This window comes from Nocardia sp. NBC_01327, assembly GCF_035958815.1.
Lineage (GTDB): Bacteria > Actinomycetota > Actinomycetes > Mycobacteriales > Mycobacteriaceae > Nocardia.
The window spans coordinates 952,020-968,375 of sequence record NZ_CP108383.1; the positions used below are offsets into that span (position 1 = coordinate 952,020).

General features: G+C 67.8%; 14 protein-coding genes and 1 tRNA gene. 13 read left to right on the forward strand and 2 right to left on the reverse strand.

Translation table 11 applies throughout. The features are described 5' to 3' along the window. Positions 1-150 precede the first annotated feature (150 nt). From OG326_RS04165 to OG326_RS04190, 6 genes are all read left to right on the forward strand, one after another. Entirely contained in the window at positions 151-1,335 is a 1,185-nt protein-coding gene (locus OG326_RS04165; protein ID WP_327143301.1) for a TadA family conjugal transfer-associated ATPase, read from the forward strand. Positions 1,336-2,350: 1,015 nt separating this feature from the next. Further along, positions 2,351-3,028: a type II secretion system F family protein gene (locus OG326_RS04170; RefSeq protein ID WP_327143302.1), complete on the forward strand. Its 678-nt coding sequence runs from the start codon at positions 2,351-2,353 to the stop codon at positions 3,026-3,028. Then, positions 3,025-3,627, forward strand: a complete 603-nt coding sequence (locus tag OG326_RS04175) for a type II secretion system F family protein (RefSeq protein WP_327143303.1) — start codon at positions 3,025-3,027, stop codon at positions 3,625-3,627. The genes OG326_RS04170 and OG326_RS04175 overlap by 4 nt, the downstream gene beginning before the upstream one ends. A gap of 54 nt (positions 3,628-3,681) precedes the next feature. Then, the gene (locus OG326_RS04180) at positions 3,682-3,897 is read left to right on the forward strand and encodes a DUF4244 domain-containing protein (protein ID WP_442790911.1); all 216 of its coding nucleotides are present in this window, start codon (positions 3,682-3,684) and stop codon (positions 3,895-3,897) included. A 56-nt stretch (positions 3,898-3,953) separates the two neighbouring features. Continuing rightward, the gene (locus OG326_RS04185) at positions 3,954-4,268 is read left to right on the forward strand and encodes a TadE family type IV pilus minor pilin (RefSeq protein ID WP_327143305.1); all 315 of its coding nucleotides are present in this window, start codon (positions 3,954-3,956) and stop codon (positions 4,266-4,268) included. Beyond that, the gene (locus tag OG326_RS04190; protein ID WP_327143306.1) at positions 4,265-4,660 is read left to right on the forward strand and encodes an Rv3654c family TadE-like protein; all 396 of its coding nucleotides are present in this window, start codon (positions 4,265-4,267) and stop codon (positions 4,658-4,660) included. Before OG326_RS04185 ends, OG326_RS04190 begins: the two co-directional genes overlap by 4 nt. A 400-nt stretch (positions 4,661-5,060) precedes the next feature. Here OG326_RS04190 and OG326_RS04195 read toward each other — a convergent pair whose 3' ends face one another. Continuing rightward, on the reverse strand, positions 5,061-7,457 hold the full coding sequence (locus tag OG326_RS04195) for a DEAD/DEAH box helicase (protein ID WP_327143307.1): 2,397 nt from the start codon (positions 7,455-7,457) through the stop codon (positions 5,061-5,063). A 436-nt stretch (positions 7,458-7,893) separates the two neighbouring features. Here OG326_RS04195 and OG326_RS04200 point away from each other — a divergent pair, with 436 nt between their 5' ends. From OG326_RS04200 to OG326_RS04230, 7 genes are all read left to right on the forward strand, one after another. After that, positions 7,894-8,100, forward strand: coding sequence for a cold-shock protein (locus tag OG326_RS04200; RefSeq protein ID WP_297626431.1), 207 nt, complete (start codon positions 7,894-7,896; stop codon positions 8,098-8,100). A 253-nt stretch (positions 8,101-8,353) separates the two neighbouring features. Further along, positions 8,354-11,290, forward strand: a complete 2,937-nt coding sequence (gene topA, locus OG326_RS04205; protein WP_442790912.1) for a type I DNA topoisomerase — start codon at positions 8,354-8,356, stop codon at positions 11,288-11,290. A gap of 141 nt (positions 11,291-11,431) precedes the next feature. Next, positions 11,432-11,938 (forward strand): DinB family protein, encoded by a 507-nt coding sequence (locus tag OG326_RS04210; RefSeq protein WP_327143309.1) that lies wholly within the window; start codon positions 11,432-11,434, stop codon positions 11,936-11,938. Between the two features lie 51 nt (positions 11,939-11,989). Further along, a complete protein-coding gene (locus OG326_RS04215; protein ID WP_327143310.1) occupies positions 11,990-13,222 on the forward strand; it encodes a DNA polymerase III subunit delta' in 1,233 nt (410 codons plus the stop codon). Positions 13,223-13,284: 62 nt separating this feature from the next. Next, positions 13,285-13,360, forward strand: a tRNA-Thr gene (locus OG326_RS04220). A 103-nt stretch (positions 13,361-13,463) separates the two neighbouring features. Next, entirely contained in the window at positions 13,464-13,604 is a 141-nt protein-coding gene (locus OG326_RS04225) for a hypothetical protein (RefSeq protein ID WP_327143311.1), read from the forward strand. A gap of 231 nt (positions 13,605-13,835) precedes the next feature. After that, complete coding sequence (locus OG326_RS04230; protein ID WP_327143312.1) at positions 13,836-15,239, forward strand: pyridoxal-phosphate dependent enzyme; 1,404 nt, start codon at positions 13,836-13,838, stop codon at positions 15,237-15,239. 44 nt (positions 15,240-15,283) lie between these two features. On the opposite strand, the gene OG326_RS04235 is transcribed toward OG326_RS04230, so the two are convergent. After that, positions 15,284-16,348 carry an NAD(P)H-dependent amine dehydrogenase family protein gene (locus OG326_RS04235; protein WP_327143313.1) on the reverse strand — a complete coding sequence of 355 codons (1,065 nt, stop codon included), beginning with the start codon at positions 16,346-16,348 and terminating at the stop codon, positions 15,284-15,286. Between the last annotated feature and the right edge of the window lie 8 nt (positions 16,349-16,356).

Genomic DNA, 16,356 nt, shown 5'->3' on the forward strand with positions numbered 1-16,356 from the left:
CGGGCCATCTGCGGGCGGGCAGCAGGTGTGGCGGTCGCTGGTTGGGGAGCCTGCCGGTAGGTCTCGGGTGCGGCGCTTACCGGTTGGCAGGGGCGCGCGGGTGGCGCGGGCGCGGCGGATGCCTATCAGTGGGTATTCGGGGGTGTCGCGATGAGTGCGCTGGTGACGGCGGATCTGCTGGATCGGGTGCGGGAGCGATTGGCGGAGGGGGCGGTCGAGCCGGATCCGGCGCGGGTGGCCGCGGCTATTCGGGCCGAAGCCGGTGGGGTGCTGGGGGATACGGATCTGCTGCGGGCGCTTCGACTGCTGCAGACGGAGATGACCGGGGCGGGGGTGCTGGAGCCGCTGCTGCACGATCCGGAGGTGGCCGATGTGCTGGTCACCGCGCCGGATGCGGTGTGGGTGGATCGGGGGCACGGGCTGCGGCGGGCGCCGGTGCGATTCCCGGACGAGGCGGCGGTGCGGCGTTTGGCGCAGCGGCTGGCTCTGTCGGCCGGGCGCCGGCTCGACGATGCGCAACCGTGGGTGGACGGCCGCCTCACCGGAACGGAAGCGGCCCTGGGTAATTCGTTCGGGGTCCGATTGCATGCGGTGCTGTCGCCCATCGCACACGGCGGCACCTGCCTCTCGCTGCGGGTACTGCGCCCGGCCTCGCAGGGGCTGGACGCGCTGGCCGCGGCGGGCGCGGTCACCGCCGAGGCGAAAGCCCTGCTGGAGCGCATAATTCGCGCCCGCCTCGCCTTCCTGGTGGTCGGCGGCACCGGCGCGGGCAAGACCACCCTGCTCTCCGGCCTGCTCGCCAAGGTCGATGCCGCCGAGCGCATTGTCTGCGTCGAGGACGCCGCGGAACTGGCCCCGCCCCATCCGCACGTGGTGCGCCTGGTCGCCCGCCCCGCCAATATCGAAGGCGCGGGCGAGGTGACGGTCCGGGACCTGGTCCGCCAGGCCCTCCGCATGCGGCCCGACCGAATAGTCGTGGGCGAGGTGCGCGGCGCCGAAGTCGCAGACCTGCTGACCGCATTGAACACCGGCCACGACGGCGGTGCGGGCACGGTGCACGCGAACTCACCCCGCGAGGTCCCCGCCCGCCTCGAAGCCCTTGCCGCCCTGGGCGGTATGAGCCGCGACGCCCTGCACAGCCAGCTCGCCGCCGCCATCCAGGTGGTCCTGCACGTCCACCGCCGCCCCGACGGCTCCCGCACCCTCCGCGAAATAGGCCTGGTCACCTCCACCGCCGGCCGAGTCCACATCACCCCCGCCTGGTCCGCCGACCCCCGCCCCACCCCCGCGGCCGCCGACCTGACCGACCTCCTCGACGAAAGAACCACCCCATGACCAAGACATCCGCCGCCACCTCGCTCACCAACTTCCTCGGCGAGGGGCAACACAATGCCGTCATGCCTGCCGTCGCCTCGATCGCCGGTCTCCTCCGTGAACGCGCCTAGCGCCGTGACGTCAGCCGCCGCTTCGCTCGTCGGTTCCCCGATGAAGTCGCCCCGATTGCCGCGCCGTCCGCCGTCGCCTCGCTCGTCCCTCTTCTCAACGAACCGGAAGTTTCGCGACTACTGCGTCCGTCGCAGCCTCCCTCCCCGCTGCCATCACGAAAGGAGATCTCATGGTCGCCGCGTCCGACGTTGCCACGGCAGCGGCGAAAGCAGTTGGGCGACCGCCGCATTCCGTCACTGATGATCGCCGCGTCTGTCGCGGCCCGTGCTCACTCTTCGACGAAAGGACACCTTGATGACTGCCGCATTTCCAGCTGACTCCGGTTCGGCGGAGGTGGCTCGGTCTCCGCTCGCTGCCGCGGGGGAGGCGCGAGCTGATGACGGTCTTCCGCCGCTGCCGGTTCGGCCCGGTGGCGGAAGGCTCGATGATTCACTGCCGCTGCATGTTTTCACTCCCTGTCAACGGAGTCGGTCGAGCGCCTCGCCCAGCGGGCTGGTCTGTATCTGTCCGATCGCCGACTCCTGCGGGCGGTCTCTCGGCGAGGGGAGTGGTCGATGACCGCGTCGTCGGGGCCGGAGCCTCGGCCTGCCGCGCCGGAGGTGAGAAGGCCGGGCTGCTGCGCTGAGGATCAGTGTTCCGGGCGGGATCAGCGGTGCGGCAAGTTGTTTCAGTGGCGTCACAGTCAGCCGCCAGGGCTACGTCGTGGGTGGCGCGGTGGTTGTGTCTCGCGGCGGGAGGGTCCGCCGCGAGAGGCCGAGAGCGGTGACCGATGACTTCGATTGCCGGGCACTGGGGTTCGATACTCGGCTGTCTCGCGCTCGCACTGGTGGTGGTTCCGGATCCGGCGGGCCGTCGCAGGTTCGCCCGACTGTTTAGGTGCGCGAGGAAGATTCGACAGCCGGGGGTGGGCCGGGCAGTTCGGCTGGCCGTGGTGGCGGGGCTGCCTGCGGCGCTCGTGGTCGGCGTCGGTCCGCTGTTTGCCGCGATCTTGACGGTGGGGACGCTGGGACTGCGCCGGCGGCGGGCGGGGCGGGAACGTGTGAGAGGGGAGGAGAGTGCGCAGCTGCTGGAGGGGCTGGAGACGGTGATCGGCGAGCTGCGAATCGGTGCGCATCCGAGCGCGGCCGCGGAAGTCGCCGCGTACGAGACCGTCGGTCCGGTGGCGCACGCGTTTGCGGTGAGCGCCGCGCGCAGTCGTCTGGGTGGATCGGGGGCCGATGCGTTTCGTCGCTCGGAGACCGCGATCCCGCAGGAACTGGCCCGCATCGGCGAAGCCTGGCAGGTGGCCGATCGGCACGGGCTGGCGCTCGCGGAGCTGCTCACGGCAACTCGGCTGGACCTAATGGGCCGCAAGCGCTTCCGTGACCGCACCCGCGCGGCACTGGCGGGCGCCCGCGCGACCGCCGCGGTGCTCGCCCTGCTGCCCCTGCTCGGTATCGCACTCGGTCAACTGATGGGGGCTGCTCCGGTGCACGTGCTCTTCCTGTCTCCGGCCGGCGCCTATCTCCTTCCGCTCGGAGCCGCCCTGACCTGCGCCGGTCTGCTCTGGACCGACGCCATCACCGCAAAGGTGCTGCGATGAACGACCTTTCATGGTCGCTACTGCTCGTCGCGTTCGCGCTGGTGCTGCTGCCGGGTCGTATTGCCGCCGCACGGCGGTTGCGCGGTCTGCGAGTGCGGGAGCGAGACCGTGAGGTGCATGCCGAGTCTGTTCGGGCAGCGCCTGATCCGCTGGGTGCGGCGGGAACCCTGGACCTGTTCGCGGCCTGCCTGCGCGCTGGCCTGCCTGCGGCGGCAGCGGCTGCCGCCGTGGCGCCGGGCGCGCCGGAACCCCTCACCTCGGTGCTGCGGCGAGCAGCGGATCTGCTTGCACTGGGCGCGGATCCGGTCACCGCGTGGGAGCAGGCCACCGCCGGGTGCGGTGACGACGGGGTGACGGCACTCGCCCGCATGGCCCGCCGATCGGCACGTTCGGGAGCCGGGTTGGCCTCGGCGGTAACCGAATTGGCCGAACAGCGCAGGGCAGCGGTCGAGGATGTGGCCGCGGCGCGGGCGGAACGGGCCGGCGTTCTGATCGGCGGACCCCTCGGCCTGTGTTTTCTGCCCGCCTTCGTCTGCCTGGGGATCGTGCCGGTGGTGATCGGCCTGGCAGGCCGTGTCCTGGGCGGAGGCCTGCTGTGAACGGCGACTGTGCCGATGCGGATCGGCCGCATCGGCGTGAGGAGAGGAGAGATCGTGCGATCTTCGGTGCGAAGCCTGAGCTGGGGCCTGCGAGAGCGACTGCTCCTCGTCGCGGCCGGCGAGGAGGGGATGAGTACGGCCGAGTACGCCATCGGGACCATCGCGGCCGCGGCGTTCGGCGCCGTGCTGTACGCGGTGGTGACCGGCGACAGCGTCGTCAATGCCCTCACCAAGATCATCGACAGGGCCTTGAAGACCTCGACCGGTTGAGCGCCGGCTCGGCCACCACACCGGCCCGGTCGCCCGTTCGCGGCGGCGACCGGGGCATGGCGACCGTCGAGGCCGCCATCGCACTGGCAGCCGTGGTCGCAGTGCTGGTCCTCTGCATAGGCGCTCTGCTCGCGGTATCGGCACAGGTGCGCTGTGTTGATGCCGCGCGCGAGGCGGCCCGCCTCACGGCCCGTGGCGACGGCGCCGGGGCGATATCCGCCGCCCGGCGCATGGCGCCCCCGCGTGCGGTGATCGCCGTCCGCACAGACGGCGAGCTGGTGGTGGCCTCGGTGAGCGTGCGGTCCCCGCTGCTACCCCTGACCCTGCGCGCGGAGGCGGTATCGGCGCGGGAACCCGGTGAGCCTCGATGAAACGCGGTGGCCGTTCCGGCGGGCCACGCGCCCGGGGTTCGGGCGACGAGTCAGGGGGAGTGACGGTGGTCGCATGTGTGGCGTTGCTCGCTTTGCTGACCCTCACGGTGCTGGTGGCACAGGTCGGGGTGGCGGTGGCGGGCCGTCACCGCGCGCAGTCCGCGGCAGACCTCGCCGCACTGGCCGCGGCCGCCGGGCTGGACCGTGGCACGGCGGCGGGGTGCGCGCGAGCGGAGGAGATCGCGCGCCGAATGGGAGTGCGGATTGTGGGGTGCACGGTGGCCGAGTGGGATGTGACGATCACGGTCGAAGCGCGAATGACACTCGGTCCACTGGGTACGCGATCGGTGCGCGCTATGGCTCGGGCCGGACCTATCGGAGAGGACGTGTAGTACTCGCGGCAGTAGTAGTAGCCGCAATAGCAAGGACTACTTGCCCAATGCAACTATCTCGTACTGAGCGGTTGGTTAGAGAATGGATGGCGCGCACCACACTGCGTGTCGATCAATGTCGATATTGGATGAAAGTGGTAGGCGAATAGTTTCTCCGCCCATGACTTTCCTATTCGTTCCAAAACGTGGAATCGACTAAATGCACTGGTAAATGCATGATCGACATTATCGAACGGGGCAACCGCGCAGTTAACCGGATCACATCCCTCTTTATTCGGCTATCAGGTGCGCTGTGCATGACTCGTTACGAGTCTTGCGCCACGCCGCCTCGTGCCCCTCACGGCCTGGTACCGGCAGGTCGGCGGGATGGCGTTCCGGCCTCGCTCCGGCGACGCCCCGATCACGGTTCGGTGTGGTCCCCGTCACCATCGCCGAGGGCTGACAGCACTGCGGTCAGCAGTCGCGCCGCGCCCGCCTTGTCCAGCGGATTGTTGCCGTTTCCGCACTTCGGAGACTGTACGCAGGACGGGCAGCCGCTCCCGCAGCCACAGGATTCGATGGCCGCCAGCGTCGCCGTCAGCCACTGGCGCAGCTGTGCGAACCCGCGTTCGGCGAAGCCCGCGCCCCCGGGATGCCCGTCGTAGACGAATACCGTGGGCAGCCCGGTATCGGGATGTTCCGCGGTCGATACCCCGCCGATATCCCAGCGATCGCAGGTCGCGACCAGCGGCAGCATGCCGATGGCGGCATGTTCGGCCGCGTGCAGCGCCCCCGCGGCCTGCCTGGGGTCGATTCCGGCGCGCGACAACAGGTCCGGCGTGACGGTATAGAGGACAGCCTGGGTCGGCAGGATCTGCGCGGGCAGCTCCAGCGGCACCATGTCCAGGACTTCGCCGCTGGGCAGCCGTCGCAGGTATCCGATCACCTGCCGGGTCACCAGCACCTGGGCCAAAGCAATGGTGACCTGGCCATATGTCTCGTATTCGGTCATCTCCTCGACCTCTACGGTCGTCACTGCCCGGGCGCTGGTGGTCCAGCCCGGAGTCTCGGCGTGTACCAGCGCGACGCCTTCCTCCAGGTCCAGCTCATCGACCACAAAGCTCTCGCCCTGATGCAGGTGCACGGCCCCTTCGTGCAGGGTGGCCGGCGCCCGCCCGGCATCCGTGGTGCCGAGCATGCGCCCGCTCTCCCCGTCGACCACCGCGATCGCGCTGCCGATGCCGCCGCGCACGTCCACCGCATCGTGCGGATGGGCGTCGGCGGTGACGAACCAGCGCGCGCTCCCATCCCTTCCGACCCCGGCCCGCCGCCGGATCAAACCCTGTCGGGCCAGGTCGGAGAGCAATTCCCAGGCCCGGTACTCGAGTACCTCGGCATCGGTGAGCGGCTGTTCCATGGCCGCGCAGAGCAGGTGCGGGCCGAGTACATAGGGATTGTGCGGATCGGTGATGGTGGCCTCGACGGGCCGCCCGAGCAGGGCCTCCGGATGATGGACCAGGTAGGTGTCCAGCGGGTCGTCACGGGCGATGAGCAGCACCAATGACCCCTGCGTGCGACGTCCGGCCCGCCCGGCCTGCTGCCAGAACGAGGCGACGGTCCCCGGATAACCCGCCACCACCACGGCATCGAGCCCGGCGATGTCCACGCCCAGCTCGAGGGCATTGGTGGTGGCCACACCCAGCAGTGACCCCTCCGACAGCGCTGCTTCGAGCGCCCGCCGATCCTCCGCCAGATAACCGGCCCGGTAGGCCGCTACCCGTTCGGGCAGCGTGACATCGACGTCCGCTAGCAGCCGCCGGGTATCCATGGCAATGGCTTCAGCCCCACGCCGGGACCGCACGAAGGTGAGCGTGCGCGCCCCCTCGGTCACCAGGTCGGCCATGATCTTGGCGGCCTCCGCCCCGGCGGATCTCCGCACGGCCGCACCGTTTTCCCCGGTCACGCCCCCGCCGATGAGCGGCGGCTCCCACAGCGCCACCGTCCGAGACCCCTGCGGCGACCCGTCCTCGGTGACCGCGACGCAGGGTGCGCCGATGAGCCGGGAGGCTGTCGCCGCCGGTTCGGCCGTGGTGGCCGAGCACAGGACGAACACCGGATCGGCCCCGTATCGCGCCGCCAGCCGCCGCAGCCGCCGCAGTACCAGCGCCACGTGCGACCCGAAAACGCCCCGGTAGGTGTGGCATTCGTCGACCACCACGTACTTCAGCTGCCGCAGCAGCCGGGCCCAGCGCTGATGCGATCGCAGCATTCCGACGTGCAGCATGTCCGGATTGGTGAAGACCCAGCGGGAATTAGCCCGCACCCACTGCCTTATTTCGGTGGGCGTATCGCCGTCATAGGGCGCGGGATGAATGCCGCGCAGCGGATCTTGGCTGGTCAGCTCGGTGGCCATCCGCAGTTGATCTGCCCCCAGAGCTTTGGTGGGCGCGAGATAGAGGGCCGTGGCCCGGGGATCCTGCTGCAGCGCGGTAAGTACGGGCAGCTGGTAGGCGAGCGATTTCCCCGAAGCGGTGCCCGTCGAAACGACGACATGACGTCCCCCAGCGGCCAGGTCGGCGGCCTGCGTCTGATGAATCCAGGGTGCTTCCACCCCCACAGCACGCACCGCGGCTATTACTTCGGAAGACGCCCATTCGGGCCAATTCGTGACCTGAGCCGCACGTGGCGGCAGCTCTGCGACGTGGGTGAGTCGGGTGTCGCCCGCTCCCGCCCCGGTAAGGACACGATTCAGCAACGATTGGCCATAGCTGGTGTCGCGGGGGCTTCCCAGAACGCTCGCGGGGTCCGCCGGAATCATGGTCAGGCCGCCTTGCTGGGCGAGTGGGGTGCGAAACGTGTGTATGTCTGGTCCTCTACCTGCCATTTCACTACAGAGTAGCGTCCTGTGTCGCAGGGGGTTTGCCGGATGCTCGCTCTGTTATCCGGAAGCAAACCTACTTCGAGTACGGATTTGGGCATTATGCCCCTCACCTGCGCATTCGCAAGATCAACTTTTTTGCAAATTGTGGGTAACTCAGCTGTTGAATTGCTCGCGGACATGGTTCACTGGTTCCTGGTCGCAAGCTTCTGTGTTCGAGGGAACGGATCTAAAGTCCAAACCATCAAGCAGGATCGATGTTGCGAACGGTGTACTGATGGCTTTCCTGCAGGGGGAACAGAGTACAGCGGTCTCAACGGACCCGGTGGACGAACCTACTTGTCTACCGTTCCGGTATGGAAAGAGAAGGAACAGAATGGCACAGGGAACTGTGAAGTGGTTCAACGCGGAGAAGGGGTTCGGCTTCATCGCGCCCGAGGACGGGTCCGCTGACGTCTTCGTCCACTACTCCGAGATCCAGGGTTCGGGCTTCCGCACCCTCGAAGAGAACCAGAAGGTCGAGTTCGAGGTCGGCCAGGGCACCAAGGGCCCGCAGGCCACCGGTGTTCGCGCGCTCGCCTGAGCGAGCTCACGCATCTAGGTATCCGTCCCCCATCGCCACACGGCGGTGGGGGACGAGCCATATCCGGACCCACTACACTCGATCACAACCCGGGGCCATATCGTCGCTGCGACCGAGGCCGAGCCTCTGAACACGGTATAAACGTTGCTGGCAGCGATAATCAGTAATCGCAGCCACTTTGCCCCAGCCGCGTATCGCGCGCCGTGACATGACAACGACGCAGCGCGGATCGACAGGAAAGGTGTGTTCGCCGGTGGCAACACGAGACCGCGGTGCAGCGCCGAACTCCAAGGCAGCGCCCGACCAGGGTCGGCCCCTGCGTCGTCTCGTCATCGTCGAGTCGCCGACAAAGGCCCGGAAAATTGCGCCCTACCTGGGCCGCGGCTATGTAGTCGAGGCATCGGTCGGGCATATTCGGGATCTGCCGCGCGGTGCGGCGGATGTGCCTGCCAAATACAAGGGTGAGCAGTGGGCCCGGCTCGGCGTCGACGTCGACCATGACTTCGAGGCCATCTATGTGGTCAGCCCGGATAAGAAGGCCAAGGTCGCAGAGCTGAAAAGCCTGCTCGCCGATGCCGACGAGCTCTACCTCGCCACTGACCCCGACCGCGAGGGCGAAGCCATCGCGTGGCATCTGCTGGAAACGCTGAAGCCCAAAGTCCCGGTCAGACGCATGGTGTTCCACGAGATCACCGAGCCGGCCATCCTCGCCGCCGCCGCCGACACGCGCGACCTCGATAAGGATTTGGTCGACGCTCAGGAGACGCGCCGCATCCTGGATCGGCTCTACGGTTACGAAGTTTCGCCGGTGCTGTGGAAGAAGGTCATGCCGCGTTTGTCGGCGGGCCGGGTGCAGTCCGTGGCGACGCGCGTCATTGTGCAGCGGGAGCGGGAGCGCATGGCGTTCCGTTCCGCCGAGTACTGGGATATCGCGGCCAAGCTGGATGCGGGCGATCAGGGCGAGGGTAATCCGCGGGTCTTCGGCGCGCGTCTTGTCACCGTCTCGGGTTCTCGCGTGGCGACCGGTCGTGATTTCGGCGCCGATGGGCAGCTGAAGTCGTCGGGTGTCACCGTCCTGGACGCCGGTTACGCGCAGCGGCTGGCGGAATCGCTGCAGGGCGAGGCGCTGACGGTCAGCTCGGTCGAGTCCAAGCCGTATACCCGCAAGCCGTACGCGCCGTTCATGACCTCGACATTGCAGCAGGAGGCCGCGCGTAAGTTGCGCTTCACCTCCGAGCGCACCATGCGGGTCGCGCAGCGGCTGTATGAAAACGGCTACATCACCTACATGCGTACCGACTCGACCACGCTGTCGGAGTCGGCCATCCAGTCGGCGCGGGCCCAGGCCACGCAGCTGTACGGCGCGGAGTACGTGAGCCCGACGCCGCGGCAGTACACCCGCAAGGTGAAGAACGCGCAGGAGGCACACGAGGCGATTCGTCCCTCCGGTGATGTGTTCATCACCCCGGGGCAGTTGCACGCGCGGGTCGACAATGACGAATTCCGGCTCTACGAGCTGATCTGGCAGCGCACGGTGGCCTCGCAGATGGTCGATGCGCGCGGCACCACGCTGACCGTTCGCATTACCGGTGTCGCGAATACCGGTGAGGAGTGCGTGTTTTCGTCCTCCGGTCGCACGCTCACCTTCGCGGGCTTCCTGAAGGCGTACGTGGAGAGTGTCGACGAGGAGGCGGGCGGTCAGTCCGATGACGCCGAATCCCGGCTGCCGGCGCTGACCGAGGGCCAGGCGGTGACGGCCATCGAGCTGGCGCCGGACGGGCACACCACCAATCCGCCGCCGCGTTTCACGGAAGCGTCGCTGATCAAGACGTTGGAAGAGCTCGGTATCGGGCGTCCTTCCACCTATGCGTCGATCATCAAGACGATTCTCGATCGCGGGTATGTGTACAAGCGCGGTAGTGCGCTGGTGCCGTCGTGGGTGGCGTTCGCGGTGATCGGTCTGCTGGAGTCGCACTTCGGCCGGCTGGTGGACTTCGACTTCACCGCGGCCATGGAGGACGATCTCGACGCCATCGCCGGCGGTCGCGCCCAGCGCGGAAACTGGTTGTCCAGCTTCTACTTCGGCGGTGACGACGGCGCCGACGGTTCGGTGGCGCGCTCCGGCGGCCTGAAGAAGATGGTGAGCGAGCGGCTCGACGGTATCGATGCCCGCGAGGTCAACTCGATCAAGCTTTTCGCCGACGAAGAGGGCCGCGATGTGGTCGTCCGGGTCGGTAAGTTCGGGCCGTATCTGGAGCGCATGGTCATCAATCCTGATGACCCGGAAGGCGATTCGATCTCGCAGCGCGCCAATCTGCCCGATGATCTGCCGCCGGATGAGCTGACGCTCGATGTCGCGGAGAAGCTGTTCTCGACCCCGCAGGAGGGTCGCTCGCTCGGCATCGATCTGGTCAGTGGGCACGAAATCGTCGCCAAGGAAGGACGTTTCGGCCCGTATGTGACCGAGGTGCTGCCGGAACCTGCCGCGGAGCCCGAGGCCAAGAAGGGCGCGAAGAAGGCGGTCGCGCCGAAGCCGCGCACCGGATCGCTGTTCAAATCCATGGATTTGGAAAGCATTACGCTCGATGACGCGCTGAAGTTGTTGTCGCTGCCGCGTGTGGTGGGTGTCGATCCGGCCTCCAATGAGGAGATCACCGCGCAGAACGGCCGCTATGGGCCGTACCTGAAGAAGGGCACCGATTCGCGGTCGCTGACCGGTGAGGATCAGATCTTCACGGTCACGCTGGAGGAGGCGCTCAAGATCTACGCCGAGCCCAAGCGGCGCGGCGGGCAGTCGGCCAGTGCGCCGCCGCTGCGTGAGCTGGGTGTGGATCCGGTTTCGGAGAAGCCGATGGTGATCAAGGACGGTCGTTTCGGGCCGTACGTCACCGATGGTGAGACCAATGCCAGCCTGCGCAAGGACGATGCGGTGGAGTCCATCACCGATGCGCGTGCCTCGGAGCTGCTGGCAGATCGGCGGGCGCGCGGGCCGGTGAAGAAGGTCGCGAAGAAGACCGCTGCCAAGAAGGCGCCCGCGAAGAAGGCCGCGGCCAAGAAGACCGCGGCGAAGGCTACGGCGTCGAAGACCACGGTGGTGAAGAAGGCGGCGGCGAAGAAGGCCGCGGCCAAGACCGCGGACGGGGTCACGACCAAGAAGGCCGCGGCGAAAAAAGCTTCCGCTTCCAAGTAGTCCGCGGGCCAATAGTTCTGACCGGAAATCACCCGCTTCGTGCGGGTGATTTCCGCTGTCAAGGGTTCTCGTCAACCAGCCCGATTGTCGGTGCCCTGCCGTAGCGTGTGTCCCGAATACGCACCAGCGGAGGGACATTCGATGACCGTCGACCACGAGCGTGAACAGCTGATCAGTATCCTGGCGAGTCAGCGGGATATCTTCCGGATCACCCTGCGCGGGATCGAAGAGGACGACGCGCGGGAGCGGAGTACGGTCAGCGAGCTCACGCTCGGCGGTCTGCTACATCACGTGATCAATGTCGAGCGGCACTGGACCACGGTCCTCGTCGAGCGTGATCCGAACTCCGAATTCGATGTCTCCGGAATGGATTCCGAGTACAAGATGGGTTCGGACGAGACGGTCGAGGGGCTGTTCGCCGAGTGGGATGTGCTCGCCGAGCAGACCGCGAAGCTGATTCGTGAGCTGCCCGACCTCGAGGATTCGATCCCCACCCCGACCGCCCCCTGGGCGCCCGAGCGGGAGTGGCTGACCGCGCGCTACATCATCCTGCACATCCTGCGCGAGATCGCCCACCACTCCGGCCACGCCGACATCATTCGCGAATCCTTCGACGGCGCGAGCACCACCCACCAGCGCGCGGTCTGACAGGGGACCGGCTGGGGCGCTATGTCGGTGGTCGACAGTAGTCTGTAGCGCGTGGCAGGAGTCTTCGATCGACTGGTGGGACAGGATACGGTCGAGTCCGCGCTGACGGATGCGGCGGTGGCCGCGCGGGGTGGTGCGCTGGTCTCGTCATCGGCCATGACGCATTCGTGGTTGTTCACCGGGCCGCCGGGGTCGGGGCGTTCGGTGGCGGCCCTGTGTTTCGCGGCCGCGCTGCAGTGCACCGATGAGGGGAGTCCGGGGTGCGGGCGGTGTCATGCGTGCACGACCACCATGGCCGGAACCCATGGTGATGTGCGCCGCGTGGTGCCGGAGGGGTTGAGCATCGGCACCAAGGAGATGCGCGAGATCGTGCAGGTGGCGTCGCGTCGTCCCAGCACCGGCCGCTGGCAGGTGGTGGTGGTCGAAGATGCCGACCGTTTGACCGAAGCGGCCGGAAACGTGCTGCTCAAGGTGGTGGAAGAGCCGCCGGCCCGTACCGTCTTCCTGCTGTGCGCGCCTTCGGTCGATCCGGAGGATATTTCGATCACGCTGCGTTCCCGGTGCAGGCATGTGCATTTGGCGACGCCGTCGGTGGATTCGATCGCGAAGGTGCTGCGCGAGCGGGACGGGCTCGCCACCGATACCGCGGCCTGGGCGGCCTCGGTCAGTGGTGGTCATGTCGGCCGGGCGCGCCGATTGGCCACCGATGATCAGGCCCGAGCCCAGCGCAAACGGGCCCTGGCCCTGGTCGCCGCGACCACACGTCCGGGCATGGCGTACTCCGCCGCCGAAGAATTGGTGAAGTCCGCCGATGACGAGGCCAAGCAGATGAGCGCGGTCCGCGACGACAAGGAGCGCGACGCGCTGGCGATGGCGCTCGGCGCGGGCGGTACCGGTAAGGGTGCGGCGGGCGCGACCCGAGGTTCTGCCGGTGCGCTCAAGGACTTGGAGAAGCGGCAGAAGTCGCGCGCCACCCGGACCGGTCGTGACGCGCTGGACCGCGCGCTCATCGATGTGGCCGGACTGTATCGGGATGCGCTGGCCGTCGGTTTCGGCGCCGCGACCGTGAACTCGTCGGCGCCTGCCTCGAAAAACGGTGTCACGCTCACACATCCCGATATGGCCGACCAGATTCGAGAATTGGCGACCGATGTCCGCCCCGAGGGCCTGCTGCGCTCGATCCAGGCGATACTCGACTGCCGCGAGGCCCTGGAGACGAATGTGAAGCCCCGCTTCGCCGTCGCCGCCATGGTCGCCGGCCTGATCGCGGCCCGCTCCGCGTGACCGTCACCACCGATTTTCGCGATCCGGCACCGAGACGATAGACTCGCACCGCCGGAAGGCACGCCGCCTTAGCTCAGTCGGTAGAGCGCTTCACTCGTAATGAAAAGGTCGCGAGTTCGATTCTCGCAGGCGGCTCCAGGAAAGGCCCTCGATGCAGCAGCATCGGGGGCCTTTTGCTATGCGGTGAGGTCGAGGCTGGCGGGGATGGCGGTGAATCGAGGTCACCGAGTCCGGCCGGGCGGTGGTCGCCCAGGTCCGCGGCGACACCGGCGCCATTGTCGAGCGGGTATGCGGCACGGTCTCGGACGAGGAGCGTGCCGTCGCGGCTCGGGTGCTGATCACCATCACCGCCGGGCCGGCCGGCGAATTGGCCCATGTGTGAGGGGAATTCATCGCGCACCCGGCCGACTTGTGTTCGCGGTGACTCGAAATCTGTTCGTGGCAGCCGGGGTTTGCGAGTCTGACGGAGCCGCGCTCCGGCGGATGGCCCGGAGCCGGTGGCGTCCGGGCATCGAATAACGGTGTGGGAGGTCAAGCAGAACGATCATCCCGAAAACCTTCGACTACGCCGGGAGCTGTGGACCGCCCTCGGCGAGACAGGCAGGGCCGCCGCATGACCACCGTCTCCTCGCACGCCGCGGGTGTGTTCGACTCCCTCGCCGATGCCATCGGCAATACGCCGCTGGTCCGGCTCAACCGCGTCACCGACGAAATCACCGCGACCGTCTATGTGAAGCTCGAGTACTTGAATCCCGGTGGGAGCGTGAAGGACCGCGCTGCGCGCGCCATGCTGCTGGCCGCCGAGGAATCCGGCGAGCTGAGTGCGGGCGGGACCGTGGTGGAGGCCAGTTCGGGCAATACCGGGTTGGGTCTGGCCGCGCTGGCCGCCGCGCGCGGATATCGGACCATCGTGGTGGTGCCGGACCGGGTGAGCCGGGAGAAGGTCGCGCTTTTGCGCGCGCACGGCGCCGAGGTGCATCTGACGCCCGGCCTGCGGCCCGTCGATCATCCGGAGCATTTGCGCAGTGTCGCCCTGCGGCTGACCGCGGATATTCCGGGTGCGTGGTTCGCGGGGCAGTACGACAATCCCGCCAATCCCGCTGCCCACCGCGCCACCACGGGCCCGGAGATCTGGGCGCAAACAGGCGGGCGGATAACGCATTTCGTGGCGGGTATCGGCACCGGCGGCACCATCACCGGCAGCGGTGAGCACCTGAAGGAGGCCTCCGGCGGTGCGGTGCGGGTGATCGGTGCCGATCCGGAGAGCTCGGTGTACGGCGGTGGCGACGGTCGCATCTGGTACGTCGAGGCGGTCGGGCACTTCCTGCATCCGGAGACGGAGACCGATCTGTGGCCGGACTCCTACCATCCGGACGTGGTGGATCGGATCGAGCGGATTCCCGATGTGGAGGCGATTCGGGTACTGCACCGGCTGGCCAAGGAGGAGGGGCTGCTGCTGGGCGGTTCTTCCGGTACGGCGATCGCGGCGGCGCTGCGCGTGGCGCGCGAGCTCGGGCCGGAGGACGTGGTGGTGGTCATCGCACCGGATTCCGGTCGTGCGTATCTGTCCAAGTACTACAGCGATGAGTGGTTGGGGGCCTTGGGATTTCCGCTGACCTCGGCTGTCGAGGGGCGGACGGTCGGTGATCTCGCCGCGCTGGCCGACCCGGCCGATCCTGTGGTGGTGTCTTCCGGCGCGACCGTCGCCGAGGCGTGGCGGCTGCTCGGTTCGGGCTCGGCCCTGCCGGTGGTCCTGCAGCGCAAGGCCTCCGGATCGGCGGTGGTGGCCGAGGTGCTCGGTTCCGTCACCGCTGCGAACCTCGCTGATGCCCGCCGCGACGATCCGGTGAGTGCGCATCTGGCCGCGCCGTTGCCCACGATCGGTACCACCGAAGCGCTGGACGGCGCCGTCGCACGGCTCGCCGAGCACAGTGGGCCGGTGCTGGTGGTGCGGGAGGGCCGGGTCATTGCGCTCGTCGATGCGGCGCAGATCAAGGCCCAATACGAAGAGAACTGAGACACCGTCACCGCGCCCGATCGGGCGCGGTGACGGCATGCTCGTTACGAGACCAGGCCGCGGCCGGTGGTCAGGGGGAGATCGGTGGCGGTGAGCAGTCCGGGGCGCGCCTGGACTACGGCGGGGACGGCGCTGACCAGCCGGGCGGCGGTGCCGACGACGCCCGCCTCGGCGTGGTCGCCATTGCTGTAGAGCTGCAGGTCGAGCAGGTAGTCGGGTTCACCCTTGATTTCGACTCGGTAGCAACCCTTTCCGGCGGGCTGCGGCCATTCGGGGGCGAGATCGGGGTGCAGGCGGGTGACGTGTTCGAGGGTGAGGATTTCGCGGTCCCCGCGCACGCCGTGCACCTGGAAGCGCAGGGCGGCGGCGGTGCCGACGGCAATGGTGCGCTTGCCGACGAGGAGCTCTTGGGTGGCGGGAAGTCGCTCGAAATGCTGTGTGACGGAGTCGAGTTCGATATCGAGGGCGTCGGCGAGCTGGCGGATGACACTGCCCCAGGCGAGGGTGAGAATGCCCGGTTGCAACAGCATGGGCAGTTCGTCCAGCGCGCTGCCGAAGCCCATGATGTCGAAGACGACCTTGGGGTTGTCGTAGGTGGAGTAGTCCATGATCTCCGAGCAGATGACCTTGTCGATGCGCTCGGAGCCACTCGAAAGCAGCAGTGGCAGCCAGTCATTGGCCCAGCCGGGGTCGATGCCGTTCACCCACAGGGAGGCATTGCCCTCGATCGCGGCTTCGATGATCGGGTTGATGGCCTCGTCCGGCAGTGTGCCGTAGGGGAATTGGAGAAAGACGGGACTGCTGGAGACCACATTGATGCCGGCGCGGAGGAAGGTTTTCAGGTCCTCCACCGCTTCCAGGAGCCGGTCGTCGGCCATGGCGGTGTGGATGATGCAGTCCGGCTTCAGGTCGATGAGGGCCTGGGCGTCATTGGTTGCGAGAACACCGGTTTCGCGGTCGAGGCCCGCGAGTTCGCCGGCATCCCTACCGGCCTTGGCGTCGCTCGACACCCAGACGCCGACGAGTTCGAGCTCCGGCCGGGCGATGATGGAACGCAGGGCGCGGTGGCCGACATTGCCTGTGCTCCACTGGACTACGCGATATTTCACAGCTGGCT

Bases quoted from the DNA above. Each gene is read 5' to 3' on its own strand.
- OG326_RS04165 (WP_327143301.1), top strand. From the start codon at position 151: ATGAGTGCGCTGGTGACGGCGGATCTGCTGGATCGGGTGCGGGAGCGA.
- OG326_RS04175 (WP_327143303.1), top strand. From the start codon at position 3,025: ATGAACGACCTTTCATGGTCGCTACTGCTCGTCGCGTTCGCGCTGGTG.
- OG326_RS04185 (WP_327143305.1), top strand. From the start codon at position 3,954: ATGGCGACCGTCGAGGCCGCCATCGCACTGGCAGCCGTGGTCGCAGTG.
- OG326_RS04190 (WP_327143306.1), top strand. From the start codon at position 4,265: ATGAAACGCGGTGGCCGTTCCGGCGGGCCACGCGCCCGGGGTTCGGGC.
- OG326_RS04195 (WP_327143307.1), bottom strand. From the start codon at position 7,457: ATGATTCCGGCGGACCCCGCGAGCGTTCTGGGAAGCCCCCGCGACACC.
- OG326_RS04200 (WP_297626431.1), top strand. From the start codon at position 7,894: ATGGCACAGGGAACTGTGAAGTGGTTCAACGCGGAGAAGGGGTTCGGC.
- OG326_RS04210 (WP_327143309.1), top strand. From the start codon at position 11,432: ATGACCGTCGACCACGAGCGTGAACAGCTGATCAGTATCCTGGCGAGT.
- OG326_RS04230 (WP_327143312.1), top strand. From the start codon at position 13,836: ATGACCACCGTCTCCTCGCACGCCGCGGGTGTGTTCGACTCCCTCGCC.